Annotated in this window: 16 protein-coding genes, 1 rRNA gene and 2 pseudogenes (1 of these 19 only partly in view); 12 read left to right on the top strand and 7 right to left on the bottom strand. The window is 33.7% G+C overall.

Going from position 1 to position 20,934, the window contains the following annotated elements; genetic code table 11:
• The 3 genes and pseudogenes from ACQ654_RS06445 to ACQ654_RS06435 all read left to right on the top strand — a co-directional run.
• A pseudogene (locus ACQ654_RS06445) lies at positions 1-501 on the top strand (sigma-54-dependent transcriptional regulator); the annotation flags it as partial.
• Between the two features lie 102 nt (positions 502-603).
• Positions 604-1,506, top strand: a complete 903-nt coding sequence (locus ACQ654_RS06440) for an IS982 family transposase (protein ID WP_430409500.1) — start codon at positions 604-606, stop codon at positions 1,504-1,506.
• A gap of 19 nt (positions 1,507-1,525) precedes the next feature.
• A pseudogene (locus ACQ654_RS06435) lies at positions 1,526-2,194 on the top strand (sigma 54-interacting transcriptional regulator); the annotation flags it as partial.
• A gap of 55 nt (positions 2,195-2,249) precedes the next feature.
• Here ACQ654_RS06435 and ACQ654_RS06430 read toward each other — a convergent pair.
• The 3 genes from ACQ654_RS06430 to ACQ654_RS06420 all read right to left on the bottom strand — a co-directional run bounded on the left by ACQ654_RS06430 (position 2,250) and on the right by ACQ654_RS06420 (position 5,067).
• A complete protein-coding gene (locus tag ACQ654_RS06430; RefSeq protein WP_430409499.1) occupies positions 2,250-3,173 on the bottom strand; it encodes an LLM class oxidoreductase in 924 nt (307 codons plus the stop codon).
• A gap of 1 nt (position 3,174) precedes the next feature.
• Positions 3,175-3,972 carry an SDR family NAD(P)-dependent oxidoreductase gene (locus tag ACQ654_RS06425; RefSeq protein ID WP_430409498.1) on the bottom strand — a complete coding sequence of 266 codons (798 nt, stop codon included), beginning with the start codon at positions 3,970-3,972 and terminating at the stop codon, positions 3,175-3,177.
• A 108-nt stretch (positions 3,973-4,080) separates the two neighbouring features.
• The gene (locus ACQ654_RS06420) at positions 4,081-5,067 is read right to left on the bottom strand and encodes a zinc-dependent alcohol dehydrogenase family protein (RefSeq protein WP_430409497.1); all 987 of its coding nucleotides are present in this window, start codon (positions 5,065-5,067) and stop codon (positions 4,081-4,083) included.
• Between the two features lie 94 nt (positions 5,068-5,161).
• Between ACQ654_RS06420 and ACQ654_RS06415 the strand changes: the two genes are divergently transcribed.
• Positions 5,162-5,518: a winged helix-turn-helix transcriptional regulator gene (locus ACQ654_RS06415; RefSeq protein WP_430409496.1), complete on the top strand. Its 357-nt coding sequence runs from the start codon at positions 5,162-5,164 to the stop codon at positions 5,516-5,518.
• A 364-nt stretch (positions 5,519-5,882) separates the two neighbouring features.
• On the opposite strand, the gene ACQ654_RS06410 is transcribed toward ACQ654_RS06415, so the two are convergent.
• Positions 5,883-7,094 (bottom strand): hypothetical protein, encoded by a 1,212-nt coding sequence (locus ACQ654_RS06410; protein ID WP_430409495.1) that lies wholly within the window; start codon positions 7,092-7,094, stop codon positions 5,883-5,885.
• A gap of 249 nt (positions 7,095-7,343) precedes the next feature.
• On the opposite strand from ACQ654_RS06410, the gene ACQ654_RS06405 reads away from it, so the two are divergent.
• Together ACQ654_RS06405 and ACQ654_RS06400 are read left to right on the top strand one after the other, a co-directional pair.
• A complete protein-coding gene (locus tag ACQ654_RS06405; RefSeq protein ID WP_430409494.1) occupies positions 7,344-8,222 on the top strand; it encodes a PPK2 family polyphosphate kinase in 879 nt (292 codons plus the stop codon).
• 19 nt (positions 8,223-8,241) lie between these two features.
• On the top strand, positions 8,242-9,633 hold the full coding sequence (locus ACQ654_RS06400; RefSeq protein WP_430409493.1) for a M20/M25/M40 family metallo-hydrolase: 1,392 nt from the start codon (positions 8,242-8,244) through the stop codon (positions 9,631-9,633).
• A gap of 101 nt (positions 9,634-9,734) precedes the next feature.
• On the opposite strand, the gene ACQ654_RS06395 is transcribed toward ACQ654_RS06400, so the two are convergent.
• Positions 9,735-9,941, bottom strand: coding sequence for a class I lanthipeptide (locus ACQ654_RS06395; RefSeq protein WP_430409492.1), 207 nt, complete (start codon positions 9,939-9,941; stop codon positions 9,735-9,737).
• A 351-nt stretch (positions 9,942-10,292) separates the two neighbouring features.
• On the opposite strand from ACQ654_RS06395, the gene ACQ654_RS06390 reads away from it, so the two are divergent.
• A complete protein-coding gene (locus ACQ654_RS06390) occupies positions 10,293-10,571 on the top strand; it encodes a hypothetical protein (RefSeq protein ID WP_430409491.1) in 279 nt (92 codons plus the stop codon).
• A gap of 304 nt (positions 10,572-10,875) precedes the next feature.
• Positions 10,876-11,787 (top strand): helix-turn-helix domain-containing protein, encoded by a 912-nt coding sequence (locus ACQ654_RS06385; RefSeq protein WP_430409490.1) that lies wholly within the window; start codon positions 10,876-10,878, stop codon positions 11,785-11,787.
• 104 nt (positions 11,788-11,891) lie between these two features.
• Here ACQ654_RS06385 and ACQ654_RS06380 read toward each other — a convergent pair whose 3' ends face one another.
• On the bottom strand, positions 11,892-12,338 hold the full coding sequence (locus tag ACQ654_RS06380) for an SMI1/KNR4 family protein (RefSeq protein WP_430409489.1): 447 nt from the start codon (positions 12,336-12,338) through the stop codon (positions 11,892-11,894).
• Positions 12,339-12,682: 344 nt separating this feature from the next.
• On the opposite strand from ACQ654_RS06380, the gene ACQ654_RS06375 reads away from it, so the two are divergent.
• Both ACQ654_RS06375 and ACQ654_RS06370 read left to right on the top strand, forming a co-directional pair.
• Entirely contained in the window at positions 12,683-15,652 is a 2,970-nt protein-coding gene (locus tag ACQ654_RS06375; protein ID WP_430409488.1) for a SusC/RagA family TonB-linked outer membrane protein, read from the top strand.
• Between the two features lie 12 nt (positions 15,653-15,664).
• On the top strand, positions 15,665-17,014 hold the full coding sequence (locus ACQ654_RS06370) for a RagB/SusD family nutrient uptake outer membrane protein (protein WP_430409487.1): 1,350 nt from the start codon (positions 15,665-15,667) through the stop codon (positions 17,012-17,014).
• Positions 17,015-17,472: 458 nt separating this feature from the next.
• Here the strand turns inward: ACQ654_RS06370 and ACQ654_RS06365 are convergent, their stop codons facing one another.
• Entirely contained in the window at positions 17,473-18,561 is a 1,089-nt protein-coding gene (locus tag ACQ654_RS06365; RefSeq protein ID WP_430409486.1) for a M42 family metallopeptidase, read from the bottom strand.
• A 109-nt stretch (positions 18,562-18,670) separates the two neighbouring features.
• Between ACQ654_RS06365 and ACQ654_RS06360 the strand changes: the two genes are divergently transcribed.
• Both ACQ654_RS06360 and ACQ654_RS06355 read left to right on the top strand, forming a co-directional pair.
• On the top strand, positions 18,671-19,348 hold the full coding sequence (locus ACQ654_RS06360) for a DUF4294 domain-containing protein (RefSeq protein ID WP_430409485.1): 678 nt from the start codon (positions 18,671-18,673) through the stop codon (positions 19,346-19,348).
• 709 nt (positions 19,349-20,057) lie between these two features.
• Positions 20,058-20,934 (top strand): 16S ribosomal RNA (locus tag ACQ654_RS06355) (it continues 645 nt past the right edge of the window).

The following is a 20,934-nucleotide window of genomic DNA, read 5'->3' as shown; positions in this document are numbered from 1 at the left end:
ATGCCTAAAATATTAGTAATAGAAGACGAATCGGCAATCCGAAGAGTATTGGTAAAAATCTTATCTGAAGAAAATGATACCTATCAAGTATCTGAAGCAGAAGATGGATTAGTTGGTATAGAATTGGTCAAAAAAGAAGATTATGATTTGGTATTATGTGACATTAAAATGCCAAAAATGGATGGAGTTGAAGTATTAGAAGCTGCAAAAAAGATAAAACCTGAAACACCTTTTGTAATGATTTCTGGTCATGGAGATTTAGACACAGCAGTAAACACAATGCGTTTAGGAGCTTTTGATTACATTTCAAAACCGCCAGATTTAAACAGATTACTAAATACGGTAAGAAATGCGCTCGATAAAAAAGAATTAGTTGTTGAAAACAAACGACTAAAGAAAAAAGTGAGCAAAAATTATGAAATGATTGGAGAATCAGATGCGATTCATCAAATCAAAGACATGATTGAGAAAGTAGCACCAACAGATGCACGCGTACTAATTAACGTGAGTTCGATATAAAAAGTCAATTAATTAACATAAAAAAAGCAGAATATTTAGTAAATTAAAGTGTTGAATTTCAATTCATTATCTAAACATCTGCTTATGATTTCTGATACTAAAATTACACAAATTTTCTGTTCATTTGATGATTTTTGCAAAGATTTTGTTCCTTTTTGGCAAAAAAGTTTATTGGATAATGGTAAAAAACGATTTAGAAAAAGTAAAATGTCTTTAGCAGAAGTAATGACAATTGAGGTGCTGTTCCATCTTTCTGGCTTTAGGAATTTCAAAAAATTCTATATAGGATATGTATGCAAGTATCTTAAAAAGGACTTTCCTGATTTGGTAAGTTATAACAGAATGGTTGAATTAAAACAACAAAGTTTTATGCCGTTAGCTATTTACTTAAAAACACTTGGTTTGGCTAAATGTAATGGAATTAGTTTTATAGATTCTACACCACTTAGAGTTTGTCATAACAGACGAATTAACGGCCACAAAACTTTTAAAAAATTAGCAGAAAGAGGTCATTGTTCTTTGGGTTGGTTTTATGGGTTTAAACTCCACATTGTAACTAATGATTGTGGAGGAATCATAGATTTTATGCTGACTAAGGGAAATGTTGATGATCGAAAACCATTAAAAACAGCTTCTTTTTTGAAAAAGTTATTTGGTAAATTATTTGGAGATAAAGGCTATCTATCTAAAGAGCTATTTACGAATTTATTTTCTAACGGAATTCATCTTGTAACAAAGCTCAAAAGAAATATGAAAACTAAATGTGTCACACCATTAATGGATGCATATCATTTAAGAAAAAGAGCGATTATTGAAACTATTTTTGATCAATTAAAGAATATTTTTCAAGTAGAACATTCAAGACATAGAAGTCCAGTTAATTATTTTACTAATATCTTTTCTGCACTAATAGCGTATAATTTTACAGAGAAAAAACCATCATTGAAAAAGGATCTGGTAGACACTAAACAACTCATTCTATTCTAAAAGTTATATCGAACTCACGTTAATTACTGGACCAAACGGAACAGGAAAAGAATTGGTTTCACATTGGTTACACCAAAAAAGTGATCGAAGTAAAGGACCAATGATTGAAGTAAACTGTGCGGCAATTCCAAGTGAATTGATCGAAAGTGAACTTTTTGGACATGTAAAAGGTGCTTTTACAAGTGCAAACAAAGATAGAGCAGGAAAATTTGAAGCCGCAAATGGTGGAACAATTTTCTTAGATGAAATTGGAGACATGAGCCTTTCTGCACAAGCGAAAGTATTACGTGCATTGCAAGAAAGTAAAGTGCAACGTGTTGGAAGTGATAAAGATATTAAAGTAAATGTTCGTGTGGTTGCGGCAACCAATAAAGACTTAAAAAAGGAAATTGAAGAAGGAAATTTTCGCGAAGATTTATACCACAGATTAGCCGTAATCTTAATAAAAGTGCCTGCACTAAATGATAGAAGAGAAGACATTCCATTATTGATAAATTACTTTGCAGGAAAAATTTCTACAGCGCAAGGTACAGCTGCAAAGAAATTCTCAGATAAAGCTGTTAAATTATTACAAGAATACGATTGGACAGGAAATATTAGAGAACTTCGAAATGTTATAGAACGACTTATCATTCTTGGAGGAAAAGAAGTTACAGAACAAGATGTGAAGTTATTTGCTTCTAAATAATATAAAAAAATCAGCCTTTACGAGCTGATTTTTTTTGCGTTTTAATTTAGATACATCAAGAAAAATTAGGAATCACATGCGTCCCAATCTCTTCTAGCATTTCTTCGGCGGTTCGTGAACCGTATTTTAAATTTAACATGACATGATTTACACCACTCGATTCCAATAATTTCAAATGTGTATTTAAATAGTCTATTCCTGATTTAAATCCAAGATGAATCGCAGATGGTTTTGTTTTTGAATTCTCGGTTATATCAACATACAACGATTGCATAAACGGTTTCCAATCTTGTTCAGTTTTAGCTAACGCTTCTTTCCATCGGTTCATAACTAGTTGTAAGGTGTTAAAATCTCTAGGATAATACAGCCAACCATCTGCATGTTCAGCAATCCAATCCAGCGATTGTCCTGAATGTCCCGTAACCAGCATTGGAGTTTTTTTATGATATTTTGGTAGCACATCAATTCTGCCATTTGTACTTCCATAAAACGTTGAACTATATCTTGGAAAATCTTTTTGCAATGCTTTAATGTAAAAAAAGCTATCTCTAAACAACTCAGATTTTTGACTCAATTCTTGATTAAACGCAGGATATTCTATAGGTCTATCGCCAGAAGCTATACCTAACACAAGTCGTTCATTTGAAAGCAACTGCAGACTATTGATCGATTTTGCTGTATGTACAGGATGTCGCAATGGTAAAATAATGCTTCCTGTAGCTAACGCAATCTCTTTGGTATGATTCATAATATGCGTCATATAAATCCATGGATCATATAGTTGTCCTGCATCGCCAAAACTAGGATCGTTAAAAGGCACATCCCGAAACCATAATGCTTTAAAACCTAATTCTTCAGCGCGTTTGGCAAGATATTCTTGCTGTTCCATTTTTGCAACAGCACCTTTGTAAGCTTCAATTGGAAACACCAATCCTAATGTTAATTTGCCTTTGGTTGCTATGTTACTAAAAACACTCATGCTAAACCTTCAATATTTTTTTAGTTTCGGCAATCAATCGCTCTAATTTTTCTTGCTGATACGCATCAGTATGTGCTTTGGAAAAAGTTCCTTTATCATTATCAAAATATTGTCCAGTACTGTCATTATATGCCTCTGAGCTTGCTAAATCGTATAAAATAGTAGCACCTTTATCTGCTGATGACCAAAACTGTCCATAAGCTTCTTGTACCATTCTTGTATTTAATAAGGAACCTGGATTAACTGCAATTACATTTAAGAAATCTAATTTTTGTGAAAGATAAAAGCTCCACATCGTCAATGCTAGTTTGCTTTGTGCATAGGCTTCTTGTTCTGATAATGCTATGTTTCCTTCTAAGGCTTCCAAAGAAACAGGAGCTTGTGCGGCTGAGCTTAAATTAATAAGTCTTGGAGAGCTACTTTTTTTAAGTAATGGAATTAATCCTTGCGTTAATAAGTATGGTGCAAAATAATTGACAGCAAATCGTAAATCTAAACCATCATTATTTGATGGAATACTACTTTTTAAAACTCCTGCATTATTGATTAAAACATCAATTTTTGGTGTTTTCTTTTTGAGTTCAGCTATCATTTTTTGAATACTTCCGAAATCTGATAAATCAGAAATAACACCATCAACCGAAGTATTTCCTGAAATTTCTTTAATCTCAGCGAGTGTCTTTTGAAGCTTTTCTTCACTTCTACCATGCACAATAATTTGATGTCCATCTTTCGCCAATTTGGTTGCGGCTAATTTTCCAATTCCATCAGTACTACCTGTAATTACAATTGTTTTCATGTGTTAATATGTATTATTTTTTTAATGGTCATATGGAACATCCAAATTATCATTCGGTCGTGTGATTCATAATTAATAACAGATGTTTCATCATAGATTATTTTATGTCTAATTTTCAATAACTACTTTTCCCATTGCTTGTCCACTTTCCAAATGTGCATGTGCTTTTCCTACTTCTTCCAATGAAAATGATTGTGTATCTACAATAGGTTTCAATCCGCCATTTTCTACAATTTTTGCTATTTTTCTGAGTATTTCTCCATGTGCTTCACGTTTGTGATTGTGCAACATTGGAATCAACATAAATACAACATGTAATGATAATCCCTTAAAATGTGCTAATGTTAAGTCTAATTCACACATAGAAACCGTAGTTGCAATATGTCCATTTAGTGTTGCAGCATTAAACGAATTTATTAAATTTCCTCCGCCAACAGAATCGTATACAATATCAAATCCAGTACCATTTGTATGCTGCTCAACATATGTTTCTACAGCTTCAGTTTTATAATTAATTGCAGTTGCGCCTAATTGTTCGATAAGTTTTATCTGTTTTTCGCCGCCACCTGTTGAATATACTTCTGCTCCAAAGTATTTTGCTAATTGTAAAGCAATGTGACCAACACCACCCGAACCACCATGAACCAACACTTTTTGTCCAGCTGTAATACCAGCACGCACCAAACCTTCATACGCTGTAATACCAACTAAGGGAAGTGCCGCAGCTTCTTTCATAGAAATAGTTGTTGGTTTTTTTGCGATCAATTTACTATCAGCTGCAACATATTCAGCCAATGTGCCAGGCAAATCTGCAAGACCACCAACGCAACCATATACTTCATCACCAACAGAAAAATTGGTAACATCGTCTGCAATAGATTCAATAGTTCCAGCAAAGTCCATTCCCAGAATTGCTGGTGCATCTGGAGATAAAGGTAAGTCTTTCCCCATTTTCCGAATCATTGTATCTACGGTATTTACACTAGATGCGGCTATTTTGATTAATACTTCTCCTGATTGTAAGTTTGGAATTGCTATTTCTTGTTTTTCAAATACAGCATTTTCACCGTATTCAGTAATAAGCATTGCTTTCATATCTATCTTTTTAGTTACTATAAAAATTATAGTTGCAAAAGTAAGTATAGTAATTTACCTTTGCAATAACGGTCAAAAATGATAGTATACTTTTATGGAAACAAAAGAGCCCAAATTATTTAGGTTTAGAGATAATGAATATCCTTGCTGTGCTAGTTTAACGATGGGAATTATTGGTGGAAAATGGAAATCAGTTATTCTTTTTCATTTGATGCATACAAAGTTGCGATATAGTGAATTGCGGAAATCGATGCCTACAGTAACAGAAAGAACCTTGAGTTTACAGTTAAAAGCGTTGGAAGAAGATGGATTGGTAAAGCGAAAAGTATACACATCCAAACCACCTTTAAAGGTAGAATATTCACTTACAGATTTCGGCAAAACCTTAATTCCGTTAATTCAATCGATTGCAGATTGGGGCGATTATGTAGCGGAAACATATTCGAAGTAGTTTTAATATCATTTCCAATGTTAAATTACTCAATTCAACTTTTCATGAGAGTGAGTTTACATGATAACGAGAATTTGTATTGAAAGTTTTCAAAATAAGTACTGTACAATTTTTAATCTTACTATAAACGAGCTAAAAGTCTAGAAGCGAAGCGATTTAAAAATTGTCATTTCGAGCACAGTCGAGAAACTAGTAAAATCAGAGTTTTAATTAAATCTCGATGGCATTGAAATTGATGATCATGCAACTCAAAATTACATACAGAAGATTTCTCTAAAGCGTCACTTCGATTGGAAAATCTATGATTTTTTGTATCGAGAAGTACTTAGAATCTGTGACACCTACATTAATCATTTTTAAATTTCTAAATCCCAAACTTCACACTCACGCCTGTCTGTAAATCAGGATTGTTATTCACGGTAAAATCTTGTTGAATGTAAATTGAAGTCGATATTTTTCGTGTAAACGTATATACAAACGTCCAATAATTATTGTTCTTATACAAATGACGCGTTCCATGCCCCCAAGAATTAAACGCTTCATCATCTCGGATATACACATTATATTCGTCTTCTTCTTTTTTATGTAGGCTAGTCTGAACATAAAAATTTAAACCAAAAGAGTGATAGGTTTTTCCTTGCGATAAAAAAGTATATTCAACATTCGTTTCCAAACTTCCGATAAAATCGTTCGTGCCAAAATCAAGATTGTCACTTTGTAAATCAAGAGCATTCTTACGAAGAATATTTGTTCCCAAACCAAACAATATAAAATTTCGATCGTTCAAATCGAATTGTTTTACACCTGCGGCAGACAAACCAATATCCATAGACATATTATATTTGGAAAGATTTGTTCCTAAATGCCCGCCAAAATTCAAATAAATCTTCTTATCATTCCAAATTTTAGGATAATAATAGTAATGTGTTTCAATTCCGGCAGTTAAAAAATCACCGTTTCCAACGTTCAATCTTCTTCCGTTTCTATCGGTATAATTAATACTTGCTTTATCCAAACCAAACACTTTTCTATCAAAAGGATCGCTTCCACCAGCAATATTTTCATGGAAAAATTCAATAAACTTATCATTGGTAAAAATCGAAAACGGAAACTTTCCATTTGTCAGCATAAAAGCTCTCAATCCAACAACTAATTCTTGATTTTTTGCAATAGGAATCGTAAGATCGACACGCAAACCTTTAATAACACCATCAGTTTCAATTTCAAACGATTGTGCATCTTGTGTGTCTCCATCAAAGAAAAACTGACGACTATACCAAGGAATTCCAATCAAACCATTTCTATCGGATTCGTTCGAAGGAATATAGGTTTTAACATTTGGTCCCCAAACATTTCCACTTTCCAAATTAATACTAAGTTCAGTACGTTTTGAAGCTTTTAATTTAAAATTATGATTCAAACGCGAAATAAAAATTCCGAATGGATTTGTAGATACAATACTTGGTTTTGAAATTCCATTTTTTGTAAATGGAGGAATAGAATCTTGATCGCTTTGCGCGAAAACAAACGAATTTAAACACAAAAACAATACGAAAACTAATTTTTGATACTTCATAAAACAGGGATAATGCACTTGTGTAAGTTTTCTTTAGTTACTGAAAAATTACTATTTTTCACCCTGTTTTTGTCTTTTTCCCGTTCTATAGCATTGCTATGAAACTTAAAAAAGGATTCAACAGAACTTAAAATTTCTAATTTTCGCTTAAACCAAAAAAGTTTGCACAAGTTCAATTTGAAGCGGCTAAACTACAAAAAAAGTGAGGGACAATCCGTATATTTAGCACTCAAAGAAAAATAGTAACGCATGAAGCATTTCGATACAAACACATTTAAAGTAACCAAACCTATTAAATTAAGTGAAATTAGTACCAAATTTGATCTTGGAGCATCTAAAAAAGAAATCAAAAAAGAACTTGAAGATGTTCGTGAAGATTTAGGAAAACTACAAGATACGCTATATGCACATGGGAAATATGCTGTATTGGTATGTTTGCAAGGAATGGATACGGCTGGAAAAGACAGTTTGATTCGTGAAGTTTTTAAAGATTTTAATACACGTGGAATTGTAGTGCATAGCTTTAAAGTGCCGACCGAATTGGAATTGAAACACGATTATTTGTGGAGACATTACATTGCGTTGCCAGCAAGAGGGAAATTCTCTGTTTTCAACAGAACACATTACGAAAATGTATTGGTTACACGCGTGCATCCATATTACATTATGGGTGAAAATATTCCAGGAGTGGAAAGTGTAGATGCTATAAATGATGAATTTTGGGCGAAACGTTTTGAACAAATCAACAATTTTGAAAAACATATTTCCGACAACGGGACAATTATTTTTAAGTTTTTCCTAAACATTTCAAAAGAAGAACAAAAAAATAGACTCTTACGTCGTTTAGAACTTAAAGAAAAAAACTGGAAATTCTCTCCTGGCGATCTAAAAGAACGTAAACTTTGGGACAAATACCAAGATTGTTACGAAGATGCATTAAACAAAACAAGCAAGCCACATGCACCTTGGTATACAATTCCTGCGGATGACAAACCAACGGCGCGTTATATTGTGGTGAAAACAATTTACGATACTTTAAAAAAATACACAGATATTGAAGAACCAGAACTGGATGACGATATCAAAGCAAATCTTGAAGAATATAAAAAACAACTCGAATCAGAATAATATCTTAACACTACCCAAAATGAAAAAACTCATCATATTAGTATACCTATCAGCTTGTATTGGATTTGCGCAAAATGCAGACGAAAAACAACTTAAAAGTGTATATTCAACTTCCTTAACCAACGGACAAAGTTATGCTTGGTTAGATCATTTATCGAATGAAATTGGCGGACGATTGTCAGGTTCGAGCAATGCCGCAAAAGCAGTTCAATACACTAAAGCTGAACTAGAAAAGTTAGGGTTAGACAAAGTTTGGTTGCAAGAAGTAATGGTGCCAAAGTGGGAACGCGGTGATGCAGAAGAAGGATATATTTTAACAAATTCTGGAAAAATAGAAGTTCCAATTTGCGCATTAGGCGGTTCTGTAGCTACAAAAAGTGGTGGCGTAGAAGCTGAAATCATTGAAGTAAAAGGTATAGATGATTTAAAAAATCTTGGAAAAGATAAAATACAAGGAAAAATAGTATTCTACAATCGTCCAATGCAAGCAGACTTAATAAGCACGTTTGAAGCCTATGGCGGTTGTGTAGATCAACGATATGCAGGTGCAAAAGAAGCATTAAAATATGGAGCTGTTGGTGTTGTTGTACGTTCAATGAATTTACGTTTGGACGATTATCCGCACACTGGAAGTATGGGATATGAAGATGTGGCTGTAGCTGACAGAATTCCTGCGGCGGCAATAAGTACCAATGGTGCAGAACTATTAAGCAAGCAATTACAAAAAAATCCAAAGACAAAGTTTGGATTTTCTATGTTTTGCAAACAATATGCAGATGTAAAATCGCATAATGTAATTGGTGAAATTACGGGAAGCGAATTTCCAAATGAAATTATAATAGTTGGCGGACATTTAGATTCTTGGGATTTAGGAGATGGTTCGCATGACGATGGTGCTGGTGTTGTACAAAGTATGGAAGTGTTGCGTTTGATGAAACAAACAGGATACAAGCCAAAACGTACCATTAGAGTCGTTTTATTTATGAATGAAGAAAACGGATTGCGCGGTGGACGTAAATATGCAGAAGTTGCCAAAAAGAAAGGTGAAAAACACATATTTGCATTGGAAAGTGATGCTGGCGGATTTACGCCAAGAGGTTTTTCGTTCGATTGCTCTCCTGAAAACTTTGCACAAGTGGAAAGCTGGAAAGCATTATTCAAACCGTATTTGATTCATTACTTTGAAAAAGGCGGAAGTGGCGCAGATATTGGACCATTAAAAGACGATCAAATTGTATTGGCTGGTTTACGACCAGATTCACAACGTTATTTTGATCATCATCATGCTTCAAACGATACATTTGACGCCGTAAATAAACGTGAATTAGAATTGGGTGCGGCAACCATGACTTCATTAGTTTATTTATTTGACAAATACGGAACGGTAAAAGAGAAGAAAATAAAAGGATAGTATCGAAATCAAACTATATAAAAAATCAAAAGCGAACTATAAAAAGTTCGCTTTTTTAATTAATTGCTATTATAAAGATATTAGATCGAATCTAATTACTTCTAACAAATATAAGATGCTCCGCCATCACAATCACCTGTACAATTTCCTCTAGAACAATTCCAAGCAGTTTGGAAAGGTGTACACCCATCAGTGCACCCATTTGTAAACTTTCTTAATGGTTCAGCTCCTCCAGTAATTAAATCTTCATTTAAATTAGAAACTGATTTTTTGTTCAATGACAAACCTTTTAAATCTTTTTTTTTCATAATATATAGTTTATAGTTATTAATCATTTAAAGCTATTGAATGATAGTGTTTAAAAAAAATATATATAATCGATATTTATGAATTGTAAGTTATAGAAGTAGTAACTTTTTCTTTATTAATAATTAGTTGCTTATGTTTTGTTGAAATTATGAATGTTATAACTTAGTTTTTCTTTTAAGTACTATTTACACGAAAATCTAAACTAGTATTTAATTAACATAATAATAATAGGAAATAGCTTCTTATTTTTATTCATAATTCACAATAAAAAAGGTAAAACTTTATCGGGAGACACCAAAACAGGCTGTTTTGTACGAATAAAATCGTATATTTAGGTAAACCGTATTGCTATGAAAGGACTAATTCAAATAACACGTTTGATGGTATTTGTTCTTATTTTTTTCAACCCTGATGTGTGTGTCTTTGGACACAGCCTTAATAACCCTAACCATCAAACGGAGTTTACAAAATTGCAAAGCGCCGTATCAAAAGAATCCCTAAGTTCTACTGATACTGCCAATTTAAAATCAACAACTAGTGTTATAGATAGTATTCCTATTTATAAAGAACTAGCACTAGAACATGCGCGAAATCGTGAAGTGGAAAAAGCTACTTTGTATTGCAAATAAGTATATAAAGTTGAGCTATGAATTTAACTTTATCCACGACAGTGAATTCGTCGCAATGAAACATACTACGCCTTTTCAAAAGATAGTTAAAAAGTATCGTTTGAACTTTACGTGGTACAATTTATTCTATTTATTTTCTTCATTGATAGGTTTCTTCATTGCGATCATCATGAATTTTAAGCGGAATAAAAATAGAAACGCGATTGCATTTATAAGTGTTTTTATACTTGCACGTTCATTTTTTATACTTCATTTATTTCTGTACGATTCAAATTTAAACTTTAGATTTCCACATGCGTTATTTATGTCAACCGTAATAGTTTTTGTAGATGGACCATTGTTGTATTTCTATTTTAAAAGTATTACCGAAAAATATGTATTTAAAAAACAACATCTAGTACATCTCATTCCTACATTGGTAATTATAGTAGTATTGTTTCCATTATTGGTGCTTCCAGAAGAAGAAAAATTGAAAATAATGCTAAACACAAGCAACATTAACTATGCATCATTTTTGCCGCCAATGGTTTTTGTGAAATTTATATTACTTTATGGATATGGTTATTTTGTATTAAAAATATACAATAGAGATATTCGAAAGAATCCTAAAATTAGTCAACGTGTACAAAAGTGGCAACGAAATTTAGTAGGTCTAATTTTTCTATATATAGTAAGCTTTTCAGTGTATTGTTTAGTGGTTATTCGTGTGATTCCTAAAAGTGAATTTTTATATCATTTTCAAATATGGATTATGACTTCCATGGTTTTATATATAGGTTTCATGGCGTACATTCAGCCAAAAATTATTACGAATACGTACATTATAAGAATAAAGGATAAGTATAGAAATTCAGGATTAACGATAAGTTTGTCCAATGAATTAAAAGAAGAGCTTTTATACTTATTGAATGATCAGAAAATATATAAAATGAATGATATCAACTTAGAAAAGCTTTCTATGATGTTGAATACTACGCGGCATAACACGTCGCAAGTTATCAATGAGCATTTTCAATTGAATTTCTTTGAGTTGATCAATCAATACAGAATTACGGAAGCTTCGCATTTGTTAAAAAACGACACACATCGTAACTTGAATATTATTGATATTGCATACGAAGTTGGGTTTAACAATAAAGTAACGTTTAATAAAACATTCAAAAAGCATTTTGCACAAACGCCTTCACAATATTTGAAAGCTGTGCGTGTGGCGTAGTTTAATGAAACTCAAATTTGAGAAGTCTGGAAGACGAACTCAAAATTGTAAGTTGAACTAATCTCGCTGAAAAGCGAGATCTTGGTTTTCTATGATTTTATTGGTTAATCATGACGATTAAACACTGATTTAATTCGTTGCCAAAATGAATTGTCTTTTTTAGAGGAAAGCTGAAGAATGGATTCTGCAATTTTCTTTACGTGTCTCGTTTCATGGTTCCAGAAATAAATTTCGTTAGTCAAAATTCCATCTCCGTTATGAGTCAATACAATCTGATCACCACTTCCGTCTGAACCGATAGCGATTGCATTTTTAGGAAAACCATTCCATTCACGAGCATTTTTAGTTTCAAGTCCGATATGATTGCAAGTCCTGCTGATTCTTTTTCGGTCAGATGTATCAAAAAAGGGATACAGGCCAAACGCATATTTTCGTGTCACTATTTCGCCACCATTTAATTGAATCATTCGATTTTTGAATTCAGCTGGAAACTTTACATTCAAATCAGTTTCTATTTTTAAAATATATTTTTCTTCAATGGGAAAAGGCATTTTATCTTACTTTTTTTAATTAGACCGCTTACGCTTAGTAAATCTTAAAACTAAATCAATTTCATTCCATATCAAAATCATTAAACATATTTTCAGCCTGTAATTCATTTGTAATAGTTGAAAACAAATCAAGCATTCAGAAGTAAACGTAAGGTAAACATTCTTCGGTAATGGTAACATTTATAGGGATTCCCCAAAAAAAATAACGGAAGTAGTTCTTTTATGATAGCAAAAAAAGTAGCGTGATTTCTGTATACTTTCTCTAAAACTGTATTCCTGCACGTATCAATTTCACCATCACTTTTTTAGCACATAAAGGAGTATAAACTAAAAAAGTTATTTCAATGGAAAAGAACTACATTAAAATGTTGCTACTATTACTGTTCAATGTCAGTATAGTATTAGCGCAAGAAAAAAATGTTACAGGTAACATTGTGGATGACAAAGGAACACCATTATTAGGAGTTACCATTATTGTCAAAGGCACAACAACTGGAACACAAACAGATTTTGACGGAAATTACACAATCAGTTGTAAAAAAGGAGACGTATTAGTGTTTTCATATATAGGATTTAAAAATCAAGAAAAAACAATAGCGGATGCGCTTATTATAAATATTACCATGGAAGAAGATACTACGTTGTTAAACGAAGTATTAGTTGTTGGATATGGGAAATCCAGCAAAGTAGATAACACGGGAGCGATTACCAAGATAAAATCGGATGAATTGGACAATGTACCGGTTGCTTCTGTACAAGAAGCATTATCTGGTAAAGCTGCCGGCGTTTTCATAGAAAGTCAAAGCGGGAAAATTGATGGTGCAATCAAAGTAAGAATTCGTGGTACCAACTCAATTGGTGGAAACAACGAGCCTTTGTATGTAGTTGATGGTTTGGTAATTGCTGGCGGAACGAGAGATATCAATTTTAATAATATCGATTCAATAGAAGTGCTAAAAGATGCCGCCGCAACTGCAATTTACGGTTCAAGAGGTGCAAATGGAGTTGTACTCATCACCACAAAAAAAGGAAAAGAAGGAAAAACTAAATTCAGAGTTGACTTTCAAAACGGTTTCAGTGAGCCTACAAATCTCAGAGACTATATGAATGCTGCACAATACAGAGACTTTTTTAGAGTAGCGGCTGTTAATTCATTTGGTGATGATACAGGAAATGTTTTTGCAGATATAATTTTGGATGATTTATCGCAAGGACAAGATGTTGATACTGATTGGCAAGATTTGGCGTTTAGAAATGCAAAATTGACACAATTTAGTATTGGCGCTTCTGGCGGAACTGAAAAAAGCAGATTCTACACAAATCTGTCATATGACAATCAAGAAGGTATTTTGATTGGAAACAATCTAAAAAAACTCAACGGTATTCTAAATTACGAACATGATGTTGGAAATCGTATGAAAATAGGAATTAGCACAACAATAAGTAGACTGGAAACCAATAGTGTTGCAGGTGACAATGCATTTGCGACGCCAATTCAGTTGGTAGCACAAGCACCAATTTCTCCAATAAGAGATGAAGATGGAAACCTAATTCGGTACGATCAGGTTGGAAGTATCATTAGCGGATATTACAGCGCACTTATAGAAGATGCAAATTCGACAAGAAATACCACTTCAGACAGAATTTTAGCAAACGTATATGCAACCTATAAACTTACAGATTGGCTAAATATCCGTGGTGAACTTGGTTTAGATAGAGGTGCAAGTAGCGCATTTGTATTTCAAAACGATAATACACAAGGAAATGAAGTTACTGGAGGATTTGGCTCAACGACGATTACAAAATTTCAAACATTCTCACCGAAAGTGTATGCTACCATAGATAAAAAGTTCAATGATGCACATGATATTAACCTAGTTATTGGAACTGAAGCGCAAAAAACAAGAACAGAAATAGCTGGAGGAACGGCTACTGGATTTATTTCAGGGTTAGATCAAACGGGGACTGGAGCCGTTCCTACCGGCGTTTTTGGCTCTACAGCAAACAATGGTTTCTATTCTTACTTTGGGAGAGCAACCTATAAATTAAACAACAAATATATTGTAGGATTTACAGGAAGATATGACGCAAGTTCAGCATTTGACGGCGGTGTATTCTTTCCAGCAGTTTCGGCGGCTTGGAAAATTTCGGAAGAATCGTTTCTAAAAGATTCAAAAGTAATCAGTTTTATGAAATTGAGAAGTAGTTACGGTATCAACGGAAACAACTTTAATGGTTTTCCAAGCTTGGCTTTATTCTCACCTGTAGCTTACAACAAATTAGCAGGATTATCGCCAACGCAACTCGCAAACAATGATTTGTCTTGGGAAACAACGGCAACGTTTGATGTTGGATTGGAATTAGGTTTTTGGAATAACAGAATAAATCTTGAATTGAATTACTACAAAAAACAAACAGAAGATTTAATTCAAAGAAGACCTATTGACGCAACTTCTGGTTTTACAGGATTCTCTGCAAATGTTGGAAACATAGAAAACAAAGGTTTTGAAGTGACTTTAAATACGATAAATGTAGATACTGAAGATTTTAAATGGACAACCAATATCAATTTTTCAAATAATGAAAACAAAGTGACAAAATTGATCAATGGACAACCAATTCTAAGTACAAATGATAGTTACATGAATGCATTAATAGAAGGTGAGCCAATTGGTGTTTTCTTTGGAAGAGAATATGCAGGCGTTGATCCAGCTAATGGTGATGCTTTATATTTCTTAAATGATGGTACGGACGGAACTACAAACAATCCGAATGCTGCAAACTTTACAGTATTAGGAAGTCCAAATCCAGATTGGATTGCAGGAATCAGTAATCAATTACGATACAAAAATATTGATTTTAGCTTCTTATTCAATGTGGTACAAGGAAACAAAATTCACAAAGCGGCTGACGGATTTATGGTTGGTGGCGATTTTATAGACAATCAATTACTAAGTGAGTTAAACTATTGGACGCCTGACAATCCAAACACGGACATTCCACAACCACGATTAGTTGGAGGAAATGGAACAGCGGCTTCTAGCAGATTTTTACAAGATGGTTCGTATGTGCGATTAAAAAACATTTCAATAGGATACAACTTCAGTCCAAAACTATTAGAAAAAATAAAGCTTACGGATCTACGAATCTATGTCACAGGACAAAACCTATTAACATTCACAAAATATGATGGATGGGATCCAGAAGTAAGTACAGACTTTTTAGCAAATGGAAATAACATATTTCAAGGTGTAGACTTTTATTCGGCACCACAAGCAAAAACAGTAACACTAGGAGTAAAAGTTGGATTTTAAAAAAATAAACAGATGAAAAACAAGTATATAAATTATATAATGATTGTCATTGCATATCTATCATTTTCATGTGAAGACTATGTAGATGTTGAACCGTTGAACACGTTAAGTGCCAGTAGCGCATTAAATAGCAACGAAAAAGTAATTGGAGCGCTCAATGGCGTTTACAATACAATGTCAAGCACAGCGTTACTTGGCGGAGATTTAATTTTTGTATCAGAACTGTTAGGTGCTGATGGCAGAATAATGTTTGGTGGAACTTTTAACGATCCACAACAAATAGTAGACAAGCAAATACTAACAACAAATAGTAGAGTCAATAACATATTTAATGTTGGTTACAGTACCATTAACAGAGCAAATTTAGTATTAGAAGCCATTGATGTTGTAAATGATGCAGCACAAGATAGAGTAGAAGGTGAAGCACTTTTTGCAAGAGCGTTAATTCATTTTGAATTGGTAAAACTATTTGCAAAACCATACAGTGATGGAAATGCGAGTTCAAATCCAGGAATTGTATTAAAAACGGAAGCAAGTCCTTTTAATGGAGGAGATATTTCATCTAACTGTAACACAAGAAGTACGGTAGAACAAGTATATGACAGAATTTTAGCAGATTTAATCGCGGCTAGTGCATTAGTTCCATCCAGTAATGGAATATATGCAAACAAAGCGACGGTAAATGCTGTCCTGGCAAGAGTTCATTTACAAATGGGAAACTTTGCGGGAGCACGAGATGCCGCTAACGAAGCCATAAATGATTCCGGAGCAAGTATGGTTCCTACTTACCGATTTGCTTTTGCGCAAGATGCAAACACGTCTGAAGATATCTTTTCAGTACAAGTTTCTGAAATTGATGGAGCTAACGGAATGAACACTTTTTGGGCACCAAGTACGCAAGGTGGTAGAGGTGATGTAAGAATAACTGCAGGATTTGCCAGCTTTCTAACCTCTCAAAACAGAGGCGTAAATGCAAACCCGAATATAGCCATGATTATTGGAAACTATACCACTAAATGGTACAATCAATTTGGAAATGTTCAAATGGTTCGTTTGCCAGAATTACTACTCACAAGAGCAGAAGCAAACCTAGAACTTGGAACTTCTGTTGGCGCAACGCCACAACAAGATTTAGATGCTGTACGAACCAGAGTAGGATTGTCCAGTATAACTGCTACAATTACAAATGTATTCAACGAAAGAGTTTCTGAATTAGCTTTTGAAGGACAATATTTGCACGATTTTAAAAGAAGACAGCTTACAATAGAAGGTTTCTCCTTTGATGCGAATGAATTGGTATTTCCGATTCCGCAAAATCAAATCAATGCCTGTCCGGATACACAACAAAATGCTGGATATTAAGCCCTAACTGCGTGTTGGTAATTTGATAAAAGATTGATGAGTTTAATAAAAGGACATTTTTACCATTCATCAACTACCATATAATGATGAGGTAAATGTGAGTTAACGATCTATCTTAAATAAATTTGCAATTATAAAAGAATTGCCGATGCGTAACTTAGGGTAAAGAAACATTATTTAGTTTTTTTAGTTAGAACTTCTCTTCTGTAGCAATACAAAGAGAAGTTCTTTTTTTATAGAAAAAATAAAAGGTTATCTGAAAAGTTTCTAGAAGCTACATTCTGAATTTGATCCAGAAACGCATCAAACTAATTTTTAATGCTCATAAAAAAACCAAACTTGAAACTAAATCAAGTTTGGTTTAATTGTTACCTTCTATTATATATACTAAAAAGGAGTTTTATCTCTAAAATCTAGCTGCAAAGCGATCTAAATTCTATAATCTGATAAAAGCCAATCTATTCAAAATAACTAAACGTTTCACCATCTTTAATAGTAAGTAATGTTTCGTAAATCAAACGAATCACATTCTCAACATCATCTTTATGTACAGTTTCCACAGTTGTATGCATATAACGAAGCGGAAGCGAAATCAATGCAGAAGGAACGCCGCCATTACTATACGCGAAAGCATCTGTATCTGTCCCAGTAGAACGACTTGAAGCCATACGTTGAAAAGGAATCTTATTCGTCTCAGCAGTATCAATAATACGTTCTCTCAACTTATTCTGAACAGCTGGCGCATACGAAATAACAGGTCCATCGCCCATTTTAGTTTCTCCTTGTGTCTTCATATTAATCATAGGAGTTGTAGTATCATGGCAAACATCTGTAACAATAGCAACATTTGGTTTAATAGTTTCCGTAATCATTTCTGCTCCACGCAAACCAATCTCTTCTTGAACCGAATTCGTAATGTACAATCCAAACGGAAGTTTCACTTTATTCTCATGTAACAAGCGCGCAACTTCGGCAATCATAAATCCACCAGCTCTATTATCAATAGCTCTACACACAAACTTATCCTTATTCAACACGTGAAACTCATCCGGATATGTAATTACACAACCTACATGTACGCCAAGTTCTTCAACATCTTTCTTTGTGTTACATCCAACATCAATAAAAATATTATCCAATTTTGGTGGTTCTTCCTTCGATTTATTTCTTGTATGAATAGCTGGCCAACCAAAAACGCCTTTTACAATTCCTTTCTTCGTGTGAATATTAACCCATTTAGATGGTGCAATCTGATGATCACTTCCACCATTTCTAATCACATACAACAAACCATCATCTGTAATATAATTAACGTACCAAGAAATTTCATCGGCATGCCCTTCAATAACAACTTTATACTTTGCTTTTGGATTAATAACTCCAACAGCGGTTCCGTATGAATCTGTAACAAACTCGTCAACATAAGGTTTCAAATAATCCATCCAAATCTTCTGTCCATCCCATTCATATCCAGTTGGAGCTGCATTATTCAAATATTTCTCTAAAAAAGCCATCGACTTCTTATTGATAATCTTCTTTTTTGCCATAATTTTAATTTAATTCAAACGAAAATAATAATATTAAAATAGATTTAATAGTTATAACAGAACGAATTATTATTTTTGGAACAAAATTTGAAAGAATTTTAAATAGAAAATGAAAAAAATCTATCTCATATTAATAGTATTGATGTCTTATACAGGAAATGCGCAAATCATGACGCAAGACACAACTGCTACAAAAAAGTTTCTAATAGAAGGAGACACCATTCCGCGTTCACATATTGATCTCGCAGAAGTCATCATATTCAACAAACTAAAATTTACATCAAAGGAAGAACGTATTCGATACCTTATATTAAGAAGAAAAACGCTAAAAGTATATCCGTATGCGAAAATGGCGGCGGAACGTTTAGTAGTATTAAATGAAAGACTCAATACAATAGATTCCAAATCGAAACGAAGAAGATACACACGAAGAGTTCAAAAATTCATAGAAGAAGAACTCTCTGCGAAACTAAAAAAGCTAACAAAAACAGAAGGTCAAATACTTATAAAGCTAATTCACCGTCAAACAGGCGATACTGCTTTCAATCTAATAAAGCGTTTGCGAAGCGGCTGGAAAGCTTTTTGGTACAATACTACGGCAAATCTATTTGATATCTCGCTCAAAAAAGAATTCAAACCAGAGTCTAATCATGAAGACTATCTAATAGAAGACATACTTCAAAGAGCTTTCTACAAAAAACAACTAGAAAGTCAAGCTTCGGCATTATCATTCTCATATCTAGAATTAACGGACAAATGGTCATCTAAAGATCAGAAAAAGAAATAGTTGCGAGATTCAATAAAAATCATTAGCTTTATTTCCCTTTTTTTACAAAGGTTACTGATTGAAGTTTGACGCGCTCATTAAAATTAAAACTTTACCTGTGTTACCCCTAAAAGGTTGTAAAATATATGCAGCTTGATCACAATAGAAGATGATATAAAATATTTTCAAAAAAAAGTATGTTGCAAATATCTTGTATTTAGATTGTTATGATTTAAGTTTAAAAAAACACTAAAAAAAGGTTTAAAAATGGTTGCGTATAATTAAAAGGTATTTATATTTGCACCCGCTAAAGAGGGAACGATTTAGTTGAGAAGTTCTGATAATATATTGATTTTTTAAGATTTTGATTTTTTTCAAAAAATAGGTTAAAAAAGTTTTGGGTTTTACAAAAAGGTTGTATGTTTGCATCCGCTAAAAACGGGAACGTTTTAGTTCAGTAAGTTCTGATTTTTGAGACATATTTTGATAGAGGCAAAAAGTTTGAAAAGAGCTTTAAAAAAAATCTTCAAAAAGTTTTGTTGGAATGAAAAAAGGGTTTTATATTTGCACCCGCTTTCGGAAGGAAGTTTAGGAAATAGAGAAATATTAGTTCATTGACATATTGATTAGCAGCAATTATATTGGAAACGATATAATGATAAAAACATAAGCAAAGACATCTTTTGAGATACGATAATTTTTCTGAAGTTGAAGATATATTAAAGAAACAACGATGAAGAGTTTGATCCTGGCTCAGGATGAACGCTAGCGGCAGGCTTAACACATGCAAGTCGAGGGGTAACATTGTAGCTTGCTACAGATGACGACCGGCGCACGGGTGCGTAACGCGTATGAAACCTACCTAATACAGGGAGATAGCCCAGAGAAATTTGGATTAATATCCCATGGTACTGTGATCTTGCATGAGATTATAGTTAAAGATTTATCGGTATTAGATGGTCATGCGTTCTATTAGTTAGTTGGTAAGGTAACGGCTTACCAAGGCAGCGATAGATAGGGGCCCTGAGAGGGGGATCCCCCACACTGGTACTGAGACACGGACCAGACTCCTACGGGAGGCAGCAGTGAGGAATATTGGACAATGGAGGCAACTCTGATCCAGCCATGCCGCGTGTAGGAAGACTGCCCTATGGGTTGTAAACTACTTTTATAGAGGAAGAAACGCAGATACGTGTATTTGTTTGACGGTACTCTACGAATAAGGATCGGCTAACTCCGTGCCAGCAGCCGCGGTAATACGGAGGATCCAAGCGTTATCCGGAATCATTGGGTTTAAAGGGTCCGCAGGCGGTTGTTTAAGTCAGAGGTGAAAGTTTGCAGCTCAACTGTAAAATTGCCTTTGATACTGAATAACTTGAGTTATAATGAAGTGGTTAGAATATGTAGTGTAGCGGTGAAATGCATAGATATTACATAGAATACCGATTGCGAAGGCAGATCACTAATTATATACTGACGCTGAGGGACGAAAGCGTGGGGAGCGAACAGGATTAGATACCCTGGTAGTCCACGCCGTAAACGATGGTTACTAGCTGTTTGGACTTCGGTCTGAGTGGCTAAGCGAAAGTGATAAGTAACCCACCTGG

The organism is Kordia sp. (genome assembly GCF_965283645.1).
Taxonomy (GTDB): domain Bacteria; phylum Bacteroidota; class Bacteroidia; order Flavobacteriales; family Flavobacteriaceae; genus Kordia.
This window is presented reverse-complemented; position numbering and strand designations above follow the sequence as displayed.